This window comes from Streptomyces sp. NBC_01808 (genome assembly GCF_035917395.1).
In the GTDB taxonomy this organism is placed as follows: Bacteria; Actinomycetota; Actinomycetes; order Streptomycetales; family Streptomycetaceae; genus Streptomyces.
Genome location: NZ_CP109072.1, coordinates 6,438,253 through 6,459,391, shown reverse-complemented (window position 1 = coordinate 6,459,391; position 21,139 = coordinate 6,438,253). Strand labels below are relative to the sequence as shown.

General features: G+C 75.5%; 16 protein-coding genes and 1 pseudogene. 8 read left to right on the top strand and 9 right to left on the bottom strand.

Annotated features, from left to right (window positions below; translation table 11 throughout):
• Positions 1-76 precede the first annotated feature (76 nt).
• The 5 genes from OG946_RS28605 (at position 77) to OG946_RS28585 (ending at position 6,310) form a co-directional block, all read left to right on the top strand.
• Positions 77-1,960, top strand: a complete 1,884-nt coding sequence (locus OG946_RS28605) for an ABC transporter substrate-binding protein (protein ID WP_326798848.1) — start codon at positions 77-79, stop codon at positions 1,958-1,960.
• Positions 1,961-2,119: 159 nt separating this feature from the next.
• Positions 2,120-3,175 carry an ABC transporter permease gene (locus tag OG946_RS28600; protein ID WP_326798847.1) on the top strand — a complete coding sequence of 352 codons (1,056 nt, stop codon included), beginning with the start codon at positions 2,120-2,122 and terminating at the stop codon, positions 3,173-3,175.
• Positions 3,172-4,164 (top strand): ABC transporter permease, encoded by a 993-nt coding sequence (locus OG946_RS28595; RefSeq protein ID WP_326798846.1) that lies wholly within the window; start codon positions 3,172-3,174, stop codon positions 4,162-4,164. Before OG946_RS28600 ends, OG946_RS28595 begins: the two co-directional genes overlap by 4 nt.
• Complete coding sequence (locus OG946_RS28590; RefSeq protein ID WP_326798845.1) at positions 4,161-5,138, top strand: ABC transporter ATP-binding protein; 978 nt, start codon at positions 4,161-4,163, stop codon at positions 5,136-5,138. The genes OG946_RS28595 and OG946_RS28590 overlap by 4 nt, the downstream gene beginning before the upstream one ends.
• Before the next feature lie 140 nt (positions 5,139-5,278).
• The gene (locus OG946_RS28585) at positions 5,279-6,310 is read left to right on the top strand and encodes an ABC transporter ATP-binding protein (RefSeq protein ID WP_326800389.1); all 1,032 of its coding nucleotides are present in this window, start codon (positions 5,279-5,281) and stop codon (positions 6,308-6,310) included.
• 43 nt (positions 6,311-6,353) lie between these two features.
• Here OG946_RS28585 and OG946_RS28580 read toward each other — a convergent pair whose 3' ends face one another.
• The 9 genes and pseudogenes from OG946_RS28580 to rimP all read right to left on the bottom strand — a co-directional run bounded on the left by OG946_RS28580 (position 6,354) and on the right by rimP (position 18,625).
• A complete protein-coding gene (locus OG946_RS28580) occupies positions 6,354-7,298 on the bottom strand; it encodes a bifunctional riboflavin kinase/FAD synthetase (protein ID WP_326798844.1) in 945 nt (314 codons plus the stop codon).
• A gap of 185 nt (positions 7,299-7,483) precedes the next feature.
• Positions 7,484-11,410 carry a trypsin-like peptidase domain-containing protein gene (locus OG946_RS28575; protein WP_326798843.1) on the bottom strand — a complete coding sequence of 1,309 codons (3,927 nt, stop codon included), beginning with the start codon at positions 11,408-11,410 and terminating at the stop codon, positions 7,484-7,486.
• 194 nt (positions 11,411-11,604) lie between these two features.
• Positions 11,605-12,507, bottom strand: coding sequence for a tRNA pseudouridine(55) synthase TruB (gene truB, locus OG946_RS28570; RefSeq protein ID WP_326798842.1), 903 nt, complete (start codon positions 12,505-12,507; stop codon positions 11,605-11,607).
• Positions 12,504-13,031 carry a 30S ribosome-binding factor RbfA gene (gene rbfA, locus OG946_RS28565; protein ID WP_326798841.1) on the bottom strand — a complete coding sequence of 176 codons (528 nt, stop codon included), beginning with the start codon at positions 13,029-13,031 and terminating at the stop codon, positions 12,504-12,506. Before rbfA ends, truB begins: the two co-directional genes overlap by 4 nt.
• A gap of 24 nt (positions 13,032-13,055) precedes the next feature.
• Positions 13,056-13,352 (bottom strand): DUF503 domain-containing protein, encoded by a 297-nt coding sequence (locus tag OG946_RS28560; RefSeq protein ID WP_101421154.1) that lies wholly within the window; start codon positions 13,350-13,352, stop codon positions 13,056-13,058.
• 99 nt (positions 13,353-13,451) lie between these two features.
• The gene (gene infB / locus OG946_RS28555) at positions 13,452-16,469 is read right to left on the bottom strand and encodes a translation initiation factor IF-2 (RefSeq protein ID WP_326798840.1); all 3,018 of its coding nucleotides are present in this window, start codon (positions 16,467-16,469) and stop codon (positions 13,452-13,454) included.
• Between the two features lie 183 nt (positions 16,470-16,652).
• Positions 16,653-16,919, bottom strand: a pseudogene (locus tag OG946_RS28550) (YlxR family protein); the annotation flags it as partial.
• Positions 16,920-17,135: 216 nt separating this feature from the next.
• Positions 17,136-18,122, bottom strand: coding sequence for a transcription termination factor NusA (gene nusA, locus OG946_RS28545; RefSeq protein ID WP_326798839.1), 987 nt, complete (start codon positions 18,120-18,122; stop codon positions 17,136-17,138).
• A 2-nt stretch (positions 18,123-18,124) separates the two neighbouring features.
• Entirely contained in the window at positions 18,125-18,625 is a 501-nt protein-coding gene (gene rimP, locus OG946_RS28540) for a ribosome maturation factor RimP (RefSeq protein WP_326798838.1), read from the bottom strand.
• 136 nt (positions 18,626-18,761) lie between these two features.
• On the opposite strand from rimP, the gene OG946_RS28535 reads away from it, so the two are divergent.
• The 3 genes from OG946_RS28535 (at position 18,762) to OG946_RS28525 (ending at position 20,816) form a co-directional block, all read left to right on the top strand.
• Complete coding sequence (locus tag OG946_RS28535) at positions 18,762-19,280, top strand: hypothetical protein (RefSeq protein WP_442814648.1); 519 nt, start codon at positions 18,762-18,764, stop codon at positions 19,278-19,280.
• Positions 19,281-19,377: 97 nt separating this feature from the next.
• Positions 19,378-19,854: a DUF4439 domain-containing protein gene (locus tag OG946_RS28530; RefSeq protein WP_326798836.1), complete on the top strand. Its 477-nt coding sequence runs from the start codon at positions 19,378-19,380 to the stop codon at positions 19,852-19,854.
• Positions 19,855-19,895: 41 nt separating this feature from the next.
• Positions 19,896-20,816 (top strand): aminoglycoside phosphotransferase family protein, encoded by a 921-nt coding sequence (locus OG946_RS28525; protein ID WP_326798835.1) that lies wholly within the window; start codon positions 19,896-19,898, stop codon positions 20,814-20,816.
• Positions 20,817-21,139 lie beyond the last annotated feature (323 nt).

Genomic DNA, 21,139 nt, shown 5'->3' with positions numbered 1-21,139 from the left:
AGACCAACCTCGCTAGACAGACCCGACCCCCAGGCCGGTCAGCCGGCATCCCGCCCCCTGAAGACCGCGAGGTGTCATGCAGCCCACCGACGACAACGCCCCGACGCCCGGCCCACTCCGCCGACCGACCCCCGCCGCCCGCTCCGGCAGCCGGCTGCGCCGCGCGCTGTGCGCGGGCGCCGCGGCCCTCGCGCTGCTCGGCGCCGCCACCGCGGGACCGGCCGTGGCGACCTCCGCCCAGGACGACGGCGACGACGGCGACAAGACGGTCCTGACCGCCGCCGTGGCGCAGTCCGTCGACTCGCTCAGCCCGTTCCTCGCGGTCACCCTCGTGGCCACGAGCCTGAACCGGCTGATGTACGACTCCCTCGTCAACTACGACGTCAAGACGCAGGAGCCCATCCCGGGGCTGGCCGAGAAGTGGGAGCCCTCGAATGCGGGCAAGACGTGGACGTACACCATCCGCGACGGCGTGAAGTGGTCCGACGGCAAGCCGCTGACCGCGGAGGACGCCCGCTGGACGTTCCACACGATGATGACCGACGAGGCCGCGGGCGCGGCCAACGGCTCGTACGTCGCCAACTTCGCGAAGGTCTCGGCGCCCGACGCGCGCACGCTCGTCGTGGAGCTGAAGGAGCCGCAGGCCACGATGAACTCGATGGACCTGCCGATCGTGCCCAAGCACGTCTGGCAGGACGTCGACGACCTCGGGAAGTTCAACAACGACTCCGACTTCCCGGTCGTCGGCAGCGGCCCGTTCGTGCTGACGGGCTTCAAGACCGACTCGCACGTCACCTTCGAGCCGAACGAGAACTTCTGGCGGGGCAAGCCGAAGTTCGACGAGGTGACGTTCAAGTACTACAAGGAGACCGACGCCGCCGTCGCCGCCCTGCGCAAGGGCGAGGTGTCCTTCGTGCCGGACCTGACGCCGGCGCAGGCCGCGTCGCTGAAGGGCCAGCCTGACATCAAGGTCAACGACGGCCAGGGGCGGCGCTTCTGGGCCATCGCCACCAACCCCGGGGCGCGGGACGTCGAGGGCCGCAAGTTCGGCGACGGCCATCCGGCGCTGCTCGACCCACGGGTGCGCGAGGCGCTGTTCCTGGCGGTGGACCGCACGGCGATAGTGGACAAGGTGCTCCAGGGGCACGGCGTCGAGGGCGAGGGCTACATCCCGCCGCGGTTCGCCGACTACCACTGGAAGCCGTCCGCCGAGCAGAAGATCGGCTACGACCCGGAGAAGGCGGCGCGGCTGCTGGACCGGGCGGGCTACAAGCTCAAGGACGGCAAGCGCGTCGGCAAGGACGGCGAGCCGCTGAACTTCCGGATGCTGTGCCACTCCACCGACCCCAAGGACAAGGCGGCGGGCAAGTTCCTGGAGGAGTGGTGGGGCGAGCTGGGCATCGGCCTGGACCTGCAGTGCCTGGACAACGTGGGCGACCCGTGGGTGGCCGGTGAGTACGACCTCGCCTTCGACGGCTGGTCGGTCAACCCGGACCCGGACTTCGTCCTGGCCATCCACACCTGCGCCGCGCTGCCGGAGTCGGAGGACGTGGTGGGGCAGACGGACAACTTCATCTGCAACAAGGACTACGACCGGCTCTACGCCGAGCAGTTGGCCGCGTACGACGACCCGGCCAAGCGCGCGGAGATAGTCCGGGAGATGCAGTCGGTGCTCTACGACACCGGGTACATGAACGTGCTGGCGTACCCGAACTCCGTGGAGGCGTACCGCACCGACCACATCGAGTCGATCACCGCGATGCCCGCGGGCAACGGCAACATCTGGGGCCAGGACGGCTCCTGGAGCTGGGCCACCGCGGTCCCCGCCGCCAAGGCGTCGGACGACGGCGGCTCGGCGATGGGCGTGGTGCTCGGCGGCGGCGCGGCGGTCGTCGTGGTGGTCGGGGCGGGCGTGTTCTTCACGCTGCGCCGCCGGGCCACCGCGGAGGACCGCGAGTAGCCCGTACGCACCCTCGCCACCCGGGGTGTCCGGCGCCGCGGCGCCGGACCCCCCGCCCGCCTCCCACCGCCCGAGACCCCCGCCCCCAGTCGTACTCCACCCGCGCGCGACGCCCGCGCGCCAACGCACCCCGGACGGCACCCCAGCAAAGCGAGGGCCATGTCTACGGCAGACCCATCCGTCACCCCCGCCGCCGTGAAAACGGCGCCCGACGCCCGCGGCTCCGCGGGCAGTTCCCGCCGCGCCTACCTCAGCTACGTGGCGGGCAAGCTCGCCGGCGCCGCGGTCTCCCTCTTCGCCATCCTCGTCACCAGCTTCTTCCTCTTCCGGATCATCCCCGGCGACCCGGTCAAGACGATGACGCACGGCCGCAAGGTCGACGCCGAGCAGCTCGCCGCGCTGCGCCGGCAGTACGGTCTCGACCTGCCGCTGTGGGAGCAGTTCACGCACTACGTCGGCGACGCGCTGACCGGCAACCTCGGCGACTCGTACCAGTTCAACAAGCCGGTCCTCGACCTCATCTGGGAGCGCGTGCCGGCCACCCTGCTGCTCACCGGCACCGCCGTGGTGCTCTACAGCGCCCTCGGGCTCTGGCTGGGCACGCGCGCGGCCTGGCGGCACGGCGGCCTCGGCGACAAGGTCAACACGAGCATCGCGCTCACCCTGTGGTCGGTGCCGCACTTCTGGCTCGGGATGCTGCTCATCATCGTCTTCTCCGTCGGCATCGGCCCCGTCCCCGGGCTCTTCCCCACCGGCGGCATGGAGTCGGGCGACGAGCACGGTCTCGCGTACGTCGTGGACGTGATCCACCACATGTTCCTGCCGGTGCTCACCCTCGTGGCCGCGTGCTACGCGCAGACACTGCTGGTCATGCGCTCCTCGCTGCTCGACGAGATGGGCAGCGACTATCTGACGGCCGCCCGCGCGAAGGGGCTGCGCGACGACCTCGTACGCCGCCGGCACGCCGTGCCGAACGCGATGCTGCCGACGATCACGCTCGTCTTCGTCAACCTCGGCTTCATCGCGGCCGGCTCGATCCTGGTGGAGACGGTCTTCTCCTGGCCCGGCCTGGGCGGGCTCTTCTACCAGGCGCTGAGCATCCCCGACCTGCCGCTGATCCAGGGCCTGTTCATCGTCTACGCGGGCTCGATGATCCTGGCGAGCGTGGTCGCCGACCTGATCTATCCGCTGTTCGATCCCCGGGTGGGCCGATGAGTACGGAAGCACTGGGCGAGGAGCCGGGCTTCGAGCCCAAGGGCCCGCCCGCCACGGAACCCCCTGCCTCGGAACCGCCGGCCGCGGAACCCCCCGCCGCCGACCCGCGGGCGCTGGCCCGGGCGCGCCGGCGCCGATCCGCCGCCCGCTTCTGGCGCGCGTACCGGAAGCAGCGCGCGGGGCTCGTGGGCCTCGTCGCGCTGGTCGTCATCGCGTTCGTGGCGCTGGCCGCGCCGCTGCTCGTCGGCTCCGACGCCGACAGCGTGACCGACGCGCCGGGCACCGCGCTGGAGGACCCGAGCACCGAGTTCCCGCTGGGCACCGACCAGTTCGGCCGCTCGGTGCTCGACCTCCTCGTCTACGGGGCGCGCATCTCGCTCACCGTCGGGCTGCTGGCCGCCGCGCTGACCGTCGGCATCGGCACCCTCGTCGGCATGGTCGCGGGACACTACGGCGGCTGGCTCGCCGGCGTGATCATGCGCGTGACCGACTTCTTCCTCGTCATGCCGACGCTGGTGCTGGCGATCGTGCTGGCCACGGTGATGTCCCGGTCGGTCACCACCGTCATCATCGCCATCGGCGTGGCCGCCTGGCCCAAGACCGCGCGGCTGGTGCGGGCGCAGACGCTGGCCATCGAGGCCCGCCCGTACGTCGAACGCGCCCGGGCGCTCGGCGGCGGGCACACGCACATCATGCTCCGGCACGTGCTGCCGAACGTGATGCCGCTGGTCCTCGCCCAGACCACGCTGGTCATCTCCGAGGCCATCCTCACCGAGGCGACGCTCGCGTTCCTCGGCCTCGGCGACCCGCAGGTCATCTCCTGGGGCGGCATGCTCCAGGACGCCCGCGAGGCGGGCGCGATCAGCTCCGGGCACTGGTCGTTCCTGGTGCCGCCGGGCATCGCCATCGCGGTGGTCGCGCTCTGCTTCACGCTGTCGGGGCGGGCGCTGGAGTCGGTCCTCAATCCGAAGCTGGGGGTGGCGAAGTGACGCTCCTCGACGTGCGCGACCTGCACGTGACGTACGGTACGGGCGCCGCCGCCGTCCCCGCGGTCCGCGGCGTGGACCTCAGCCTGGCCGCCGGGCAGAAGCTCGGCCTGGCGGGCGAGTCGGGCTGCGGCAAGTCGACCCTGGCGCTGGCGCTGCTGCGGCTGCTGCCGCGCTCGGCGCGGCTGACCGGGGAGATCCTGCTCGACGGCGAGGACGTGCTCACCATGTCGTGGGGGCGGCTGCGCGCGGTGCGCTGGGCGGGCGCGTCGATCGTCTTCCAGGGCGCGATGCACTCGCTCAACGCCGTCCACCGCATCCGCGACCAGATCGCCGAGCCGATCCTGCTGCACCGGCTGGAGACCTCCCCGAGCGCGGCCCGGCGGCGGGCGGAGGAGCTGCTGGAGCAGGTCGGGCTGCCCGCCGCCCGCGGCGGCGCGTACCCGCACGAACTGTCCGGCGGCCAGCGGCAGCGGGTGATGATCGCGATGGCGCTGGCGTGCGACCCGCGGCTGATCGTCGCCGACGAGCCGACGACGGCGCTGGACGTGATGATCCAGGCGCAGATCCTGCGGCTCATCGAGCGGCTGGTCGCGGACCAGGGCATCAGCCTGCTGATGATCAGCCACGACCTGGCGGTGCTCTCCGACACGTGCGACCGGCTGGCCGTCATGTACGCGGGCCGGATCGTCGAGGAGGGCCCGGCGCAGACGGTGTTCACGGCGGCGGAGCACCCGTACAGCGGCGCGCTGGCGGCCGCGTTCCCGACCGTCGGCCGCGCCGCCGACCGCCGCGCCCCGCAGGGCCTCCCCGGCGATCCGCCGGACCCGGCCCGACTGCCGCCGGGCTGCGCGTTCCACCCGCGCTGCCCGGTGGCGCTGGAGACCTGCGCGACGGCGGACCCGCGGCTGCGGGAGGCGGGCCCGGGGCGGCGGGCGGCATGCGTACACGTGGACAGCGTCAAGGAGGCACGGTGAGCGGGGAGTCGGCGGAGAAGGCAAAGGACGCGGCGGCGCCGGGGGCGGACGGGGGCGTACGGGCGGAACGCGCGGGTGAGCCCGCGGTCGCAGGGAAGGAGCCGGCGAACGGGACCGCCGTCGGCGCCGGAGGCCCCGAGTTGCACAAGCCCGAGCCCGCGGCCGTACGCGGTGAAGACGCCCGCGCCGCCGGGCCGCTGCTCGTCGCCGACGGGCTGCGGGTCGTCTTCCCCGGGCGGCACGGCGCCCCCGCCGCGCGGGCCGTCGACGGCGTGAACCTCGCCATCGGCCCCGGCGAGATCGTCGCCCTCGTCGGCGAGTCGGGATGCGGCAAGACCACCCTGGCCCGCGCGCTCCTCGGCCTGGTCCGCCCCACCGCGGGCGCGGTATCGTTCCGCGGCTCCCCGCTCGCGTACGGCAGCCGGGCGCTCCAGGCGTACCGGCGGCGGGTGCAGCTCGTGCTCCAGGACCCCAGCGGCTCGCTCAACCCGCGGCACACCGTCTACGACGCCGTCGCCGAGGGCCTGCGCATCCACGGCCACCGCGGCGACGAACGCGCCGTCGTGGCCTCCGCGCTCGCCCGCGCCGGGCTGCGCCCGCCGGAGCGGTTCTTCCTGCGCTACCCGCACGAGCTGTCCGGCGGGCAGCGGCAGCGCGTCGTCATCGCCGGGGCCCTGGTGCTCGACCCGGAGCTGATCGTCGCCGACGAGCCGGTGGCCTCGCTCGACGCCTCGGTGCGCGGCGAGATCCTGGCGCTGCTGCTGCGGCTCCGCGACCAACTGGGGCTCTCCGCGCTGGTCGTCACGCACGACCTGGGACTGGCGTGGAACATCGCGGACCGGGTGGCGGTGATGTACCTGGGCCGGATCGTGGAGGCGGGCCCGGTGGAGGAGGTGCTGACGGCGCCGCGGCATCCGTACACGAAGGCCCTGCTGTCGGTGCTGCCGGAATCGGGGACGGCCCCGGTGGTGCTGACGGGCGAGCCGCCGGACCCGGCGCGGATCCCGGGCGGCTGCCGGTTCCACGCGCGCTGCCACCAGCTCGCCTCCGGCGAGGCGGCGTCGGCGGGCGTCGCGGACGCCTGCCGCGGTACGGACCTGCCGGTACTGGACGGGACCCGGCCGGGGGTGGCGTGCCACCTGACCGCGACGGCGGCGGCCCCGCCGGCGTAGGAGGGCAGGCGGCGCCGGCCCGGGGCGGGCCCGGGCGGCGCCGTCAGCGCCCCGCGGTCAGCTCGCGGCAGGCGTCGACGTCGCGGCGCATCTGGGCCTTCAGGTCCTCGACCGTGTCGAAGCGCTCCTGGCCGCGGACGAAGGCGAGGAAGTCGACGGCCACGTGCAGCCCGTACAGGTCGAGGTCGTCGCGGTCGAGCGCGTACCCCTCCACCGTCCGCTCCGTGCCGTCGAACTGCGGGTTCGTGCCGACCGAGATCGCCGCGGGCAGCCGCTCGCCCGCGGCCTCCAGCCAGCCCGCGTACACCCCGTCGGCGGGGACCGCGGTGTGCGGCAGCGTCTCCAGGTTGGCGGTCGGGAAGCCCAGTTCGCGGCCGCGCTGCGCGCCCCGTACGACGACGCCCTCGACGCGGTGCGGCCGGCCCAGGACCTCGGCCGCCCCGGTGACGTCGCCCTCGGCGATCAGCCGCCGGGCGAGCGTGGAGGAGAACGGCTTGCCGCCGCCCGCGGCGCCGCTGACCTGGAGGTCGACGACGTCCACCGTGTAGTCGTACGTCTCGCCGAGGGAGGCGAGGAACGCGACGTCGCCGGCGGCCCTGTGGCCGAAGCGGAAGTTCGGGCCCTCCACCACCACGCGCGCGTGCAGCTTGTCGACCAGCACCTTCACCACGAAGTCCGCGGGCGTCAGCTTCGAGAACTCCGCGGTGAACGGCAGGATCAGCAGCGCGCCCACGCCGAGGTCCGCCATCAGCTCCGCCCGCCGGTGGTGCGCGGCCAGCAGCGGGGGGTGGCTGCCGGGGCGGACGACCTCCATGGGGTGCGGGTCGAAGGTCACCACGACGGACTGCACGCCCAGCTCCCGGGCCCGCTTCACCGTCCGGCCGATGATGAGCTGGTGGCCGCGGTGCACGCCGTCGAACGAGCCGATGGTGACGACGCTGCGCCCCCACCCCTCGGGGATGTCCTCCAAGCCACGCCAGCGCTGCACTCTGCCCGCTCCTCGGTCCGCCGTTGTCGTGCCTGCCCCGTACAGGATTGTGGAACACAAGACTGCCATGCTCGCGGTCGAGCGCAGGACCCGGGCGCCGGTCGGCCCGGCGGGACGGCCGGTTTCGTGCGGCGGTACGGGCGGTCAGTACCGACTCCGCCGTCTTCGGACGCGCGCCCGCGCGCTCAGGACGCGCGCCGCGGGTGCGCCGTGCCCACGGCGAGCTGCGCGCTCGGCCCCAGCAGCACCGCCCAGCCGTCCCGGTCCGCGGCCAGCCAGCCGCGCAGTTGCGCCGCGAACGCGGGCAGCTCGGCGGCGAGCGCCACCAGCCGCCGGTCGAAGACCGCCGCCCCCTCCGGGGTACGGGACAGCAGCAGCCCGATGCGCCGGACGAGGTCCCGGGTGCCGCACTCCGCGCGCCGGCCGGTGGCACGGCCGACGGCGGCGAGGAGGGCGTCGAGCACGGCGGGTTCGCGCTCGCGGTCCAGGAGCACGGCGAGCAGTTCGCGGCGCAGGGCGCGGGAGGTGCGGGTGCCCGGGTCCGCGACGACGGGCGCGAGCGCGCGGCGTACCACCGGCGAGTGCGCGGTCAGCAGCTCGACGGCGAGCGGGAGGAGCACGGCACGGTCGCCCTGCCCGTGCTCCAGCCGCCGGTCCACGAAGTCGGCGGCGGCCGCGGCGCCTTCGGGGTGGTGGTCGACGTACTCGCGGACGAGGTCCGCGGCGCCGCGCGCCAGCGCGGGGGCGGGGGCACGTACCCGCGCAAGGGTGCGCAGCACGTCGGCGGCGCCGTTGCCGGGCCGGTGGAGACGGTCACGGAAGGCGTCGAGCACGGGCCCGGGGTGGGTGGCGAGCGCGGGGGCGAAGTCGGCGGGGGCGAGGTGCGGGTCGTCGTCGGCGAGGAGCGCGAGGGCGCGGTCGAGGTGCGCGGGGCGGCTCTCCGGGTCGCGGAGGAGCACGGCGAGGGCGGGGCCGTGGAGGGTGTCGTCGTCGGTCCGCGCGAGCAGGGCCTGCGCGGCGTAGCGCAGCAGCGCGCGGTCGGCGGCGCCGCGCGCGTGCCGGGCGGTTCTCGGCGCGTACGTCGCGGCGGCGGCCCGGCGCTCCGGGCGGTGGTCGCGCGCCCAGCGGTCCACGGCGCGGCAGAGGGCGGACGGCTCGTCCTCGGCGAGCGCGGCGAGGAGTTCGCCGGCCCGCGGGTGGGCGGTGGCGACGAGGGCGTCGGCGAGGTCGTCCACGGCGCGGGCGCGGTGGGTGTGGAGGAGCGCCTGGGCGGCGTCGGCGACGGTGGCGCCCTCGGCGGGCAGAGCGCGCTCGTCGTCGAACCAGCCGACGAGGAGCGGCTGCGCGGCGGCCGGGTCGGCGTGCAGCAGTTCCCCGGCGGCGGTCAGGTACGCGGACGGGCGGCGGGTGTCGGCGGGCACGAGGCGGCGCAGCAGGTCGAGGCGGTCGGCGAGCGGGAGGGGCAGCCGGGTGAAGAACGACGGGCCGAAGGGGGCGAGCACGCCGGGGAGTTGCGCGGTGCCGCCGAAGCGGGCGGCGTGCCCGGCGAGGCACGCGGCGAGGCGCCGGAGCACCTGCCGGTACGGGCGGGCGTCGGGCACCCGCAGCAGGGTCTCGCCGAGCAGATGGGCGGCCCACCAGCCGCCGTCGGCCTCGGGGGGCGTACCGGGCCCTGGCTCGGGGAACGACGTGCGGCGGCTGACCGCGGTGTCGGCGGCGGCCAGCAGGTCCGTCAGCCGGCGGCCCAGCTCCCTACTCCCGTGCCGCCGTTCCAGCAGGAGCAGCGCCTCGACGCACGGCCCGATCCGGTGCGGCGGCACCGGCAGCGCGCGCCGCGGAGCGCCGCCGTCCGCGGAGGACGGCAGGTCGCCGGGGCGCCAGCGCTCGGAGGTGCGGTGGACGAGCACGGCGAGGGTGGCGTCGACGTCGAGGTGCGCGCCCTGCAGCCAGTCGGCGAACTCCTCGTGCGCGAACCGGTACCCGGCACCCGCGGGCACCAGCAGCCCCTCGGCGAGCACCGCGGAAGCCCACCCGGTGAGCCCGGCGAGATGGTCCGGCACCCGCCACGGAAACAGCTCCTCGAACGCCGCCCGCTCCAACTCCCCCTGCCCGGGCCCCAGACACCGCCGCGCCGCCTCATGCGCCTGCCCGGCCACGTAAGCGGCAAGCCGGCCGATGGCGGCTCCCCGGGGCCCGCCGGGACCGGCGCCGCGGGCGAGCCGAGAGGCGATTCGCAGAGAAACCAGCGCAAAGTTGGCCTCGAAAACCTCCCACCGCCGCGGTCCGGCGCCGCCCGGCGCGGAGGCGGCGCCGCCCGGCGCGGAGGCGGCGCCGCCCGGCGCGGAGGCGGCGCCGCCCGGCCCCGCAGCGGCGGCAGCCGGTCCCAGGACCGACGCGGGCCCCACCCCGGCCTGCGGCGAAGCCGCTGCCGGCCGGGCCCCGCCCGGCGCGGGGGCACCGTCGCTCAGGTCCGAGCCCGCCCCGCCCGCGAACGGCGCCGCGGACACCGGTCCGGCGCCCGCGGCCCCCGGCCCGGCACCCGTCCCCGCCCACTCCGTCCCGTACCCGGTGGAACCCGCCGCCGCGCCCGGCTCCGCCGCCCCGCCCTCCCACGGCAGCGCCGCGCGGACTTCCGCCAGCAGCCGTAGTGTCAGCGGGTGGCGGGCCTCCGCCCCGTGGAGGGCGGTGGGCGGGATGCCGTAGTGGTTACGGGCCCGTGCCGCCTCCGCCGGGGTGAAGTCCCCCGTCGGGACGCACGGCGGCAGCGTGTCGGGACCCGACCGCCCCGCGTGCAGCATCCCCGCGGGGAACAGCGCACCCGCCCGCTCCCAGTACTCCGGCCGGCACGCCAGCACCAGCCGTACGCCGTGCTCGCCCAGCCACTCCGCCGTGTGCGCCGTCCACTCCCCCAGCGCCGCCCCCAGCACCGGCGGCATCTCCTCCGGGCCGTCGAGCAGGACCAGCAACGGCCGCCCCGCGACGTGCGCTTGCGCGGCGACCGCCTCCGGGGTGGCCGACGCCGGGTCGCCCGCGCAGCCGGCGGCGCCCGCCGCCGCGGCCACCACCCGCGCGGCGTCGCGCAGCGCCCGGGCCACGGCATCCCGTACACCCGCGTCCGCGACCTTCAGATCCGCGCCGCGCAGCCGCACCGACGGCGCGCCCTCCGCGGCGCGGCGGGCCGCGAGCCCGGCGAGTTCGGTGGACCGCCCGGTGCCCGGCCCGCCGACGAGCGCGAGAACGTGCGCGCCACCGCCGAAGAACCGCCCGAACTCCGCCACCACGCCCGGCCGTTCCACCGGCAGCCCCCACACCGGCGCGCGAGAGTCCCCGTCGTCCGGTAGTGCCGCGCCGACGCAGTCACCCCGGCCCTCCGCGACGCCCGCGACCTCCGCTCCCCCGAAGCCCCCGGCTCCCGCGACAGCACCACCGCCCGCCGCCCCCAGCTCCACCGCCCCCGCCAGGTTCAAGTCCCTGCCGTACGCCGCCACCTGCGCCCCGCCCCGGTCCAGCGCCGCGCCCAGCGTCCCCGCCGCGTCGTCCACCGCCCCGCGCAGCGGCACCGCGTGGGCCACCCCGCCGCGGTCCGCGTGCAGCGCGGTGCCGACCACCGCGACCACCGCCCCGCTCGCGGCGTCCACGACCGGCGCGCCGCTCGCCTCGCCGCCCGCGCACAGCGACTCGTGCGGGGCCAGGGCGAGTTGCAGCACCCCGTCGACGAGGTGGTAGCGGTCGGTCGCGGTGTACGTGGCCGTGGCCGCGGCCACCACCCGCCCCGGCACCCGCGCCCGGGGCAGCGCGACGGCCACCTCCGTGCCGTCGTCGGGCACCGCGGCGGCGAGCGCGAAGGCCCGGGCGCCGGCCAGCCCCCGGGCCCGTACGACCGCCAGGTCCGCACCCGGCAGCGAGGTGACGTCCGCGGACTCGACCAGCCAGGTGTGCGCGTCGCCCGGCGCGTGCAGCACCAGCCGGGCGAGCCCGTCCACGGCCTCGTGACTCGTGAGCACCGTGCCCTCGGCGTCCACGAGAAATCCGGTGCCCCGCGGGCGGCCGGCCAGGTCGCGGATGCGTACCACGGTGCCGGGCGCGCGCGGCGGCGGCGATGAATACGGCAACGGCCAGCCTCCCCGGGTGAGCCCCAGGGCATGGCTTGCCACCGCCTGATCACGGGAAACGACGAATGGCGCGATGCGCCCCCCGGGGCACCCGTTCGGCGGAATCCACGCCACCGCGGAAGACCGGCGCGCCGGTCACGTACCCCCGCGCTACCGGCCCGCGGCCCGGCGGACTACGCGAACGGCACCGCGGACTACGCGAACACCGCCAGCGCCTTCGCCCGCCCCCCGGCCGGCTCCACCAGCGCCAGGAACCGCCCGTCCGGGCCGAACACCGCGTGCGGCCCCTCCGCCAGCCCCTCCGGTACCGCCACCCGCACCCCGTGCGACAGCAGCCGCGCCTGCTCCGCGTCCACGTCCCAGCGCGGGAAGGCCGCCGCCGCGGCGTCGCCGATCGGCAGCACGTCGAGCCGCTCCTCCAACTGCTCCAGCGTCCGCGCCCCGTCCAGCCCGTACGGGCCGACGCGGGTGCGGCGCAGCGCGGTGAGGTGGCCGCCGACGCCGAGACCGGCGCCGAGGTCGCGCGCCAGGGCGCGGATGTACGTCCCGGAGGAGCACTCGACCGTGACGTCCAGGTCCGTCACCCGGGTGCCGTCCGCGGCCGTCGCCGCCCGCACGTCGTGCAGCACGAAGGTGCTGACGGTCACCGGCCGGGCCGGCAGCTCCACGGCCTCGCCGTCGAGCACCCGCTTGTACGACCGCTTGCCGTCCACCTTGATCGCGCTGACGGCCGACGGCACCTGCATGATGTCGCCGGTCAGCCCGGCGATACCGGCGTCGACCGCGCCGGGCGGCAGGTCACCGGCGTCGGCGGTGGCGGTGACGTCGCCCTCGGCGTCGTCGGTCACCGTCGTCTGGCCGAGCCGGATCGTGGCCCGGTACTCCTTGTCGGTGAGCGCGAGGTGGCCCAGCAGCCGGGTCGCCTTCTCCACGCCGAGGACGAGCACGCCCGTCGCCATCGGGTCCAGCGTCCCGGCATGGCCCACGCGCCGGGTACGGGCCAGCCGGCGCAGCCGGCCGACGACGTCGTGCGAGGTCAGCCCGGCCGGCTTGTCGACGATGACAAGGCCGTCCGGGCCGGTCGGCTTCCCCCTCATGCCCCCGCCGGGCCCCCGTCCGCATCGCCGCGCGCCGCGCCGGGACCCGGCTCGCCCGGGTCCGCCCCGCCGTCGTCCGCGTTGTCGTCCTCGCCGTCCTCGTCGCGGTCCCGCTTGTACGGGTCCGCCCCCGCCGCGTACTCCGCGCCCGCGGCGGCACTGCGCACCTGCTCGTCCTGGAGCCGGGCGCGCTCCAGGACGTCGTCGATGTTCTTGGCGTTCTCGGGCAGCGCGTCCGGCACGAACGCGAGCGTGGGAGTGAACTTCACCCCGGCGGCGGCGCCGACCGCCGAGCGCAGCACGCCCTTGGCGCTCTCCAGCCCCTTCGCGGCCTGCTCCCGCTCCTCGTCGTCGCCGTACACCGTGTAGAAGACGGTCGCCTCCCGGAGGTCCCCGGTCACGCGTGTGTCGGTGATGGTCACCCGGGAGCCGAGCCGCGGGTCCTTGATCCCCCGCTGCAGCTTCTCGGCCACGACCTCACGGATGAGGTCCGCCAAGCGCTTCGCCCGTGCGTTGTCGGCCACTGGTCCGTCTCCTTGCCCACTTGTCTACTCGTCGTCTTCGTGGTGGATCCGCCGCCGTACGGACAGCAGCTCCACCTCCGGCCGGGCGGCGAGCATCCGCTCGCACCGGTCCAGCATGTCGGTGAGGTGCCCGGCGTCCCCGGAGATGGTCGCCAGCCCGATCACGGTCCGGCGGTGCAGATCCTGGTGCCCGACCTCCGCGGCGGTCACCGCGTACTTGCGGATCAGCTCCGCGACGATCGGGCGGACGACGGAGCGCTTCTCCTTCAGCGACCGTACGTCGCCGAGGAGGAAGTCGCAGGAAAGCGTCCCTACGTACACGTGTGTCCGGATCACCCGCCGGTACGGGATATACGGGATGGAAGGCGGCGCGGGGGCGGCCCTTCGCGAAGGGCCGCCCCCGGCCGGCGGTGCTGCTGATCAGGCGCGCGGCTTCTCGCGCATCTCGTACGTCGCGATGACGTCGTCCACCTTGATGTCGTTGTAGTTTCCGAGGTTGATACCGCCCTCGAAGCCTTCGCGGATCTCGGTGACGTCGTCCTTGAAGCGGCGCAGACCCTCGATGTTGAGGTTCTCCGCGACCACCTTGCCGTCGCGGATGACCCGGGCCTTGGTGTTGCGCCTGACCTCGCCGGAGCGGATGAGTACACCGGCGATGTTGCCCAGCTTGGAGGAGCGGAAGACCTCGCGGATCTCGGCGGTGCCGAGCTCCACCTCCTCGTACTCCGGCTTGAGCATGCCCTTCAGCGCGGCCTCGATCTCCTCGATGACCTGGTAGATCACCGAGTAGTACCGGACGTCGACGCCCTCGCGCTCGGCCATCTGCGTCGCCCGGCCCTCGGCGCGGACGTTGAAGCCGATCACGATCGCGTCCGAGCCCGTGGCCAGGTCGATGTCGGTCTCGGTGACCGCACCGACGCCGCGGTGCAGCACGCGCAGGTCGACCTCTTCACCGACGTCCAGCTGCATGAGCGAGGACTCCAGCGCCTCGACGGAACCCGCCGCGTCGCCCTTGATGATGAGGTTGAGCTGCTGCACCTCGCCGGCCTTGAGCACCTTGTCCAGGTCCTCAAGCGACACCCTGCGGGTGCGCTTGGCGAAGGCGGCGTTGCGCTCGCGCGCGGCGCGCTTCTCGGCGATCTGGCGGGCCGTACGGTCCTCCTCGACCACCAGGAAGTTGTCCCCTGCACCGGGGACGCTGGTCAGACCGAGCACCTGGGCGGGGGTCGAAGGACCGACCTCGTCCAGAGGGTTGCCCAGGTCGTCGAGCATGGCGCGCACGCGGCCGTAGGCGTCGCCGACGACCATCGTGTCCCCGACGCGCAGCGTGCCGCGCTGGACCAGCACGGTCGCCAGGGCGCCGCGGCCGCGGTCGAGGTGGGCCTCGATCGCGATGCCCTCGGCGTCCTGCTTCGGGTTCGCCCGCAGGTCCAGGCTGGCGTCCGCGGTGAGGACGACGGCCTCCAGCAGGTCCTCGATGTGCAGGCCCTGCTTGGCGGAGATGTCGACGAACATCGTCTCGCCGCCGTACTCCTCGGCCACCAGCCCGTACTCGGTGAGCTGGCCGCGCACCTTCGACGGGTCCGCACCCTCGACGTCGATCTTGTTGACCGCGACGACGATCGGCACGTCGGCCGCCTTGGCGTGGTTCAGCGCCTCGACCGTCTGCGGCATCACGCCGTCGTTGGCCGCGACCACGAGGATCGCGATGTCGGTCGCCTTCGCACCGCGGGCACGCATGGCGGTGAACGCCTCGTGACCCGGGGTGTCGATGAAGGTGATCCGGCGCTCGTCGCCGTTGACGTCGGTCGCCACCTGGTACGCGCCGATGTGCTGGGTGATACCGCCGGCCTCGCCCTCCAGGACGTTGGTCTTGCGGATCGCGTCCAGCAGGCGCGTCTTGCCGTGGTCGACGTGACCCATGACGGTGACCACCGGGGGCCGCGCCACGAGCGCTTCCTCGCCGCCCTCGTTCTCGCCGAACTCGATGTCGAAGGAGTCGAGCAGCTCGCGGTCCTCCTCCTCCGGGCTGACGACCTGGACGGTGTAGTTCATCTCCTCGCCCAGGAGGTGCAGCGTCTCGTCGGAGACGGACTGCGTCGCGGTGACCATCTCGCCCAGGTTGAACATCACCTGGACCAGGGACGCCGGGTTGGCGTTGATCTTCTCCGCGAAGTCGGTGAGCGACGCGCCGCGGGAGAGACGGACCGTCTCGCCCTTGCCGCGCGGGAGCATCACGCCGCCGATGGACGGCGCCTGCATCTGCTCGTACTCCTGGCGGCGCTGCCGCTTCGACTTGCGACCGCGGCGCGCGGGACCGCCCGGACGCCCGAAGGCGCCCTGCGTGCCGCCGCGGCCACCGGGACCGCCGGGACGGCCGCCGAAGCCGGGACGGCCACCGCCGCCACCGCCGCCGGGACGACCGCCGAAGCCGCCGCCACCGCCGCCGCCACCGGGACGACCGCCGAAGCCGCCGCCACCGCCGGGACGACCGCCGCCACCGCCGCCGCCACCGGGACGACCGCCGGGCCCGCCGCCGCCCGGACGGCCACCGCCGCCGGGACGACCGCCGGCCGGGGCGCCGGGGCGCCCGCTGGGGGCGGGACGCTGCGGCATCATGCCGGGGTTCGGGCGCGGGCCGCCGGGACGCGGGCCGCCGCCCTGGCCGCCCTGCGGCCGGGGCATGCCGCCCGGGGTGGGCCGGGAGCCGCCCGGCGCCTGCGGGCGCGGACCGCCGCCCTGCGCACCGCCCTGACCGCCGCCGGGGCGGGGGGCCTGCGGGCGCGGGGCCTGCGGGCGGGCCATGCCGGTGGAGCCGCTGGACGTGAACGGGTTGTTACCCGGGCGCGGGCCCGCGGGCCTGCCGCCGGGACGCGGGCCGGGCGCACCGGAGCGCCCGCCGCCGGGACGGCCGCCACTGTCGGGCCGGCCGCCGCCCTGACCGCCGCCACGCGCGGGGGCGGGCGGGCGCGGGCCCGGCTTCGCGCCGGGCCTGGGGGCGCCGCCGCGCTCCGCGGCGGGCGGTGCGGTGAACTCCGGCGCCTCGGGCGCCGGGGCCTTCTGCGCCGGGGTGGTCGGGCCCGGAGCCGGGCGGGGGCCCGGACCGGGTGCGGGCCTGCCGGCGTCGGTGCCGGGGCGCGGCGCGGGCTTGCGCTCCGCGGCCTGCTCGGGCTTGACGGGGGCGGGCTTCGCCGCGGGTGCGCCGGGGACGCCGGGCTTGGCGGCGGCCTTCTTCGGCGCTGCGGGCTTGCCGGCGGGCTTGGCCGCAGCCGAGCCGTTGCCGGACTGGAATGCGTCAGTCAGTTTGCGTACGACCGGCGCCTCGATGGTCGAGGACGCCGAACGGACGAATTCGCCAAGTTCTTGGAGCTTGGCCATGACGACCTTGCTCTCGACTCCGAACTCCTTGGCGAGTTCGTATACCCGGACCTTAGCCACTTCGCTCCTTCTGGTCCGGGGGTGTCCGCCGGACCTTCGCTACTTCTGCATGGGCGTACTCATCGCGTACTCATCGAGTGCTCATCGCAATCTCGACCCACTTCCGACTCGCGAGGTACCTGGCCGCGCAGGGTTCCGCGCGGCGCTCGTGTTCTTCGTGCTCATGTCTGCCTCCACGGCCTGCTGCTCCACGAAACGGTCCACGTCCGCGGTGCCGAGCGGGCCGCGGGCCCGCAGGGCCCGGACGAACGCCCGGCGGCGGACCGCCAGGTCGAGGCATGCCTTGACGGGGTGCAGATAAGCGCCCCGGCCGGGCAGCGTACCGCGGGGATCAGGGACGCACGCGCCCCCGGCCTCCACCACACGCAGCAGATCGCCTTTGGCCGCACGCTCCCGGCACCCCACGCAGGTGCGCTCGGGGCAGGCCCGGACGCGCGTCCGGCCAGACACGCTCAAGTCTACCTCCACGGCCGACAGGCACCGCCTCGGGGTACCGATCGAACGGCTGTTTTCGCCCACGGCGGGGCACAGCCCACGGCGGGCCCGACGATACGTGATCTACGCCCGGCGGTGCGACCCGGTTTTCACCGGCCGGCCGGCGGCTTCCGGGCCGCCGGCCCGGAAGCCGGGCGCGGACGGCGCCGGGCCGCGTACCGGACCCCGGCGTCAGTCCGCCGGCTGCTCGGTGTCGGGGCGGATGTCGATGCGCCAGCCCGTCAGCCTGGCCGCCAGGCGGGCGTTCTGGCCCTCCTTGCCGATCGCCAGCGAGAGCTGGTAGTCCGGCACCGTCACCCGCGCCGAGCGGGCCGCCAGATCCACGATGTCGACCTTGGTCACCCGCGCCGGCGACAGCGCGTTGGCGACCAGGTCGGCCGGCTCGTCGGACCAGTCCACGATGTCGATCTTCTCGCCGCCCAGCTCCGCCATCACGTTGCGCACCCGGCCGCCCATCGGCCCGATGCAGGCGCCCTTCGCGTTCAGCCCGGAGCGCGTGGACCGTACCGCGATCTTCGTGCGGTGCCCGGCCTCGCGGGCGATGGCCGCGATCTCCACCGAGCCGTCGGCGATCTCCGGCACCTCCAGCGCGAAGAGCTTCTTCACCAGGTTCGGATGTGTGCGCGACAGGGTCACGGACGGGCCGCGTACGCCCTTGGTCACCCGCACCACGTACGTGCGCAGCCGGGTGCCGTGCTTGTACTCCTCGCCCGGCACCTGCTCCTGCACCGGCAGGATGGCCTCCAGCCGGCCGATGTCGACCAGCACGTTGTTCGGGTCCTTGCCCTGCTGCACGACGCCGGTGACGATGTCGCCCTCGCGGCCCGCGTACTCACCGAAGGTGATCTCCTCCTCGGCGTCCCGCAGCCGCTGCAGGATGACCTGCTTCGCGGTGGTGGCGGCGATCCGGCCGAAACCCGACGGGGTGTCGTCGAACTCGCGCGCCTCCCCGCCCTCCGGCACGTCGTCCGGGTCCTCCTTGGCCCAGACCGTGACGTGCCCGGTCTCCCGGTTCAGCTCCACGCGGGCCTGCTGGCGGCTGCCCTCGGTGCGGTGGTACGCGATGAGGAGGGCCGACTCGATGGCCTCGACCAGCAGGTCGAAGGAGATCTCCTTCTCCCGCACCAAGCCGCGCAGCGCGCTCATGTCGATGTCCACTGCTACGAACCCTCCTCGTCCTTCGTCACCTTGCGGTTGAACTCGATCTCGACCCGGGCCGTGGCGATCTCGCCGAACTCCAGCCGCCGGGCAGCGGGCTTACGACCCTTCACCCCCGGCACCTCCAGGTCCAGTCCCGCGTCGTCCACCGCGGTGATACGTCCCACGACCTCGCCGCCCTCCCTCAGCTGCACCTTGACCAGTCGGTCCGCCGCACGACGGTAGTGGCGCGGCAGGGTCAGCGGGCGGTCCGTACCGGGAGAGGTGACTTCCAGGACGTACGGACGGTCGCCCATGGCGTCGGAGACGTCCAGCTCCTCGGCGATGCGCCGGCTCAGGTCGGCGCAGGTGTCGAGACCCACGCCGTCGTCGGCGTCGACCACGACCCGCAGGACACGCCGCCTGCCCGCCTGGGTGAGCGCGATCTCCTCCAAGTCGAGGTCGCGTTCCTTGACGAGCGGCTCCAGCAGATCCCGCAGCCTCTCGTTCTGGGTGGTGCTCATCCGGGTGACTCCTCGGCCGCGTGTGCTGTTGTGTGACGTCACGTGTCCGGTCAAAGCGTATCCGCTCCACGACCTGTGCGTTGCCCACCGGTACGCTCGGCTCGTGCGGATCAAGGGACTCCCGGCGAGAAGGACCGTGCTGGCCGGTGCCGCCCTGCTGGCGGCGACAGGCACCACCGCGGGCTGTTCCGGAGACGGCGGCGACGGCGGGGATCCCGACCCCGCGCGCACCGAACGGCTCCGGCGCCGCGCCGCGGACGAGTCGCGCTTACTGCTGCGGCGCTACGACGCGACGACGGCGGCCCACCCCGGCCTGGCCGACGCGCTCGCCCCGCTGCGCGCGGAGGTGGCGCTGCACGTGGCCGCCCTGGCCCGCGGCCTGCCCGCGGACACCCGCGCCGCGTCCCCGGAACCGGGGGCGGAAGAACCCGGCGACCGCGCGGACGCCGCTCCCCCGCCGTCGAAGAAGCGCGGCGGCGAGCCGGTGCCCGCGGAACCGGCGCGGGCGGTCGCCGAGTTGGCCACCGCGGAGAAGCGCACCGCCGACGCCCACACCGCCGGCCTGGCCACCGCCCCGGGGGAGCTCGCGGGCCTGCTGGCCTCGGTCGCCGCGGCGGGCGCGGCCCACGTCTACCTCCTCGGGGCGATGGCGTGAGCGCTACGGGGCCCGCCCTCCGGCGCCGCGGCGGGCGCCGTACCCAGCGCGGCGGCCGGGCGGCGGGCCGCCCCCGTCCCGTACCCCAGGAGGCACCGTGAGCGAACCGTCCCACGAGGCCCGCGCCGCGGCGCAGCGCGCGCTGGCCGCCGAGCACGCCGCCGTCTACGGCTACGGCGTCGTCGGCGCCCGCGCCGGCGGCCTGGCCGGCCAGGCGCGCGCCGGCTACGACGCCCACCGCGCCCGCCGCGACGCCCTCAGCCGCGTCGTCAGCGACTTCGGCGACCGGCCGCAGCCCGCCGCCGCCGCGTACGCGCTGCCGTTCGCGGTGCCGGACGAAGCCGCCGCCGTACGGCTGGCGACCGAGCTGGAGGACCGGATCGCGGGCAGCTACGCCGACCTCGTCCGCGCCGCGGAGGGCGAGCTGCGCCGCGACGCGGCGGCCGCGCTGCGCGAGGCGGCGGTCCGGGCGGCACGCTGGCGCGGCGGGAGCGTAGCCTTCCCTGGTCTGGCCGAACGCACGCCCGACACCGCACCCGCGGGCCGGCAGGAGGGCGCCGGCCGCCAGGACTGACCCGCCCGCCCGGCCAGAACCAGCAAGAGGACACCGCCCGCATGGCATCTGCACCGCAGTACAGGGCCGAGCCGCCGGAGCGCCTGGTGCGCCACGTCTCCGCCCACGGCGACCCGGGCCGCGCCTGGCTCGCGGGGCTGTCCGAGCTGGTGGAGGGGCTGCTGCGGCGCTGGGAGCTGATCCCGGAGCGGGTGCACGCGCCGGGCGGCAGGACCAGCGTCCTCGTCCTCGTACGGCAGGAGGACGGCACTCCGGCGGCGCTCAAGGTCGCGTACGAGCCGGAGCGCATCGCGGCCGAGCAGCGCGCGCTGGAGCACTGGAACGGCGTCGGCGCCGTGCGGCTGCTGCGCGCGGAGGCCGCCTCGGGGGCGCTGCTGCTGGAACGGCTGCAGGCGGACGTCAGCCTCCGCTCGCTGGCGGAGGCGAAGGCGCAGTTGGAGGCGGCGGCGACGCTGCAGCGGCTGTGGACCGCGCCGCCCGCGGGCCACCCGCTGCCGACCGTGGCCGAGCACACCGGGCGGCTCGCGGAGCGGCTGCGCGCGCTGCGCACCGAGCCGTACGCGGAGCTGGTCGACGCGGCGCTCGACCGGCGCGAGGCGCTGCTCGGCGACCGGGCGGCGGCGGGGCCCGACGTGCTGCTGCACGGCGACTACCACCAGGGGCACGTGCTGGCCGCCGAGCGGATGCCGTGGCTCGCGGTGGGGCCCCGGCCGCTGGTGGGCGAGCGGGCGTACGACCTGGCCTGGCCGGCGCGGGACCGCGTCGACACCCTGGTGGCCGCGCCGGGCGCGGCGGCGGCGACCAGGCGGCGGCTGACGAAGCTGGCGGACGCGCTGGACGTCGACCGCGACCGGCTGCGGGACTGGACGCTGTTCCGCTGCGTCGCGACGGGCGTGACGGCCCTGGCCCGCGGCGACCGCAACGGCGGCGAACTCCACCTGGAGTACGCGGGCTGGCTCTGACCGCTCCCGGGCCGCCGGGGTCGACGGCAGTCCATGGACGGCCTGTTGGCGCCCCTGGGCTGCGGGGGCGACGCCCTAGGATGCCCGCATGGATCTGGCCCCGCCCTCGCGCATACGGTCCCAGTGGGCCCTGGCCGCCGGGGCGGTCGTGGTCGCGGCCGGGGTGCCGGCCGGGAGCATCGCGTACGTGAGGGGCGGGGACGACGACGCCGCCGACGCGCAGGAGGGGGTGCGGGCGTACGTGGCCGCCTGGGCTCGGGGCGCCGGCGAGGAGGCCGCGAGCCACACCGACCGGCCCCGGGCCGCCGCCGACCTGCTGGACT

Coding starts and splice junctions, on each gene's coding strand:
- OG946_RS28595 (WP_326798846.1), top strand. CDS start 3,172: ATGAGTACGGAAGCACTGGGCGAGGAGCCGGGCTTCGAGCCCAAGGGC.
- truB (WP_326798842.1), bottom strand. CDS start 12,507: ATGAGGGGGAAGCCGACCGGCCCGGACGGCCTTGTCATCGTCGACAAG.
- rimP (WP_326798838.1), bottom strand. CDS start 18,625: ATGAGCACCACCCAGAACGAGAGGCTGCGGGATCTGCTGGAGCCGCTC.
- OG946_RS28605 (WP_326798848.1), top strand. CDS start 77: ATGCAGCCCACCGACGACAACGCCCCGACGCCCGGCCCACTCCGCCGA.
- OG946_RS28525 (WP_326798835.1), top strand. CDS start 19,896: ATGGCATCTGCACCGCAGTACAGGGCCGAGCCGCCGGAGCGCCTGGTG.
- OG946_RS28600 (WP_326798847.1), top strand. CDS start 2,120: ATGTCTACGGCAGACCCATCCGTCACCCCCGCCGCCGTGAAAACGGCG.